This is a genomic window from Rhodosalinus sediminis, from assembly GCF_003385555.1.
GTDB lineage: Bacteria > Pseudomonadota > Alphaproteobacteria > Rhodobacterales > Rhodobacteraceae > Rhodosalinus > Rhodosalinus sediminis.
Genome location: NZ_QOHR01000066.1, coordinates 1 through 1745, shown reverse-complemented (window position 1 = coordinate 1745; position 1745 = coordinate 1). Strand labels below are relative to the sequence as shown.

At 65.5% G+C, this 1745-nt stretch carries 2 protein-coding genes and 1 pseudogene; all 3 read right to left on the bottom strand.

Annotated elements, in window-relative coordinates:
* Positions 1 to 712 (bottom strand): annotated as a pseudogene (locus tag DRV84_RS15080) (IS5 family transposase); the annotation flags it as partial.
* Between the two features lie 303 nt (positions 713 to 1015).
* Positions 1016 to 1282, bottom strand: coding sequence for an ABC transporter permease (locus DRV84_RS15075; protein ID WP_275668771.1), 267 nt, complete (start codon positions 1280 to 1282; stop codon positions 1016 to 1018).
* Positions 1283 to 1354: 72 nt separating this feature from the next.
* The gene (locus tag DRV84_RS15070; RefSeq protein WP_239995103.1) at positions 1355 to 1672 is read right to left on the bottom strand and encodes a hypothetical protein; all 318 of its coding nucleotides are present in this window, start codon (positions 1670 to 1672) and stop codon (positions 1355 to 1357) included.
* Between the last annotated feature and the right edge of the window lie 73 nt (positions 1673 to 1745).

Here is a 1745-nt window from a genome sequence, read left to right as displayed (position 1 = left end):
GTCCGCCCAGACCGACGTCTCCGCGCCGTGCAGGAGCGCGTCCCAGACTTGGCTGTCGTGCACCTTCGCCGTCGTGGTCTCCAGGCTGTGCACGATCCCGCTTTCGGCATCGACGCCCACATGCGCGTTCGGCGGGAAAACGCGCCATCGGGCGCCTTTTCTGGTCCGCCTCACTACCAAAGTACCAGTCGTTGCCCTTCTTCGTCGACGACATCTCGGGGTCGCGGGCCTCGGCCGCGTTCTTCGTCGAGGACGGTGCGTCGATGATCGTCGCGTCCACCAGAGTCCCCGAGCGCAGCATGATCCCCTGATCGGCAAGATGGCCGTTCACCTCGGCGAACAGCGTCTCGGTCAGCCGATGCTTCTCCAGCAGATGGCGGAAGTTGAGGATTGTGGTCTCGTCGGGAACTCGATCATCACCGAGTTCGATGCCGGCGAAGCGGCGCATGGCGTCGCTGTCGTAGAGCATCTCCTCCGCCATCGGGTCGCTGAGTGCATACCACTGCAGGAGGAAGTAGACGCGCAGCATCGTCTCCAGCGGCATCGGCGGACGCCCGCCCTTCGGCCCCACCTTGGGATAGTGCGGCTCGATCAGCGCGAGAAGGCGCGACCACGGCACCACTGCCTCCATCTCGGCGAGGAACTTCTCCCGCCGCGTCTGCTTCTTCTTCATCGCGTGACGGAGGCCGGGAAAGGCGGGCTGCTTGGGCATCGGGCGCGTCCTCTGGTGTCCCCGCCAGTCTACCTCAAACCGCTCAGGGGGCGAGGTTTTTCAGATGTTCCGTAATTGTCCTTCACGTCGGGGTCTCCTTTCAGGGTTTGCCTCATGGCGTGGTGCGCGCGGGCGCCGGGGCGCCCGCCACGCTCAGGCCGATTGCTGATCGAGGGCGCGCAGCGTGGGCTGCGCCGCCTCCGCCGCCGGTCCGTCCGGCTGCGTCCGAGAAACGCGGGGTGAGCCGCTCGATCGAGAGGAACGGTTTCGTCATGGCACGTCTCCTTGTGCGGTTTGAGCGGCTCATTCGTTGTAGGCGACGACGCGCTCCAGGACGCGGAAGGCGCTGTCGAGCAGCATGTCCACCACGCCGATCATGAGGATGGAGAAGATGACCGAGGTCAGGTCGAGATTGTTCCACGCGTTCCAGACGTAGGTGCCGATCCCGGTGCCCCCCACGAGCATCTCGGCGGCCACGATCACGAGCCACGCGATCCCGATCGAGATCCGCATGCCGGTGATGATCGTCGGCGCCGCGGCCGGCAGGATCACGGTGAAGGCGGTGCGCAGGCTGCCCAGCTTGTGCGCAGGGCAGTCGCTTTTGGAGACTGCGGTGTGGTTACAGGGCAGTCGCTTTTGGCGCTAAGCCTTTGCTATCTTGGCAAGAGTGGAGTGCAGGACGCCTTCCTCCCAACCCGCGCGGTTGAGCTTGATCGAGAGCGAGGATTTCGAGCTCTCCTGCCGGACGACGTCGAGGGCGCGCCGCCAAAGCACGGCGATGGCCCCCGGCGCGTTGTCCTTCCGGTTGCGCGCGGCATCTTCGCGGAAGGAGACGTCCAACTGCCGGTGCAGGGGGTTTTCGATACCCCGGTGATCCCGGACGATGGCGAGCAGGATGTACGGTTCGGGCTGCCACGACAGCGGGACCCAGCGCGTCTGCGAGGAGACGTTTCCGTCCACCTCGCGGGATGCCTCGATGCGGCCGATGGCAGTAAGCGGCCGTCCATCATGTCAATCGGCATCCAAACGGGAC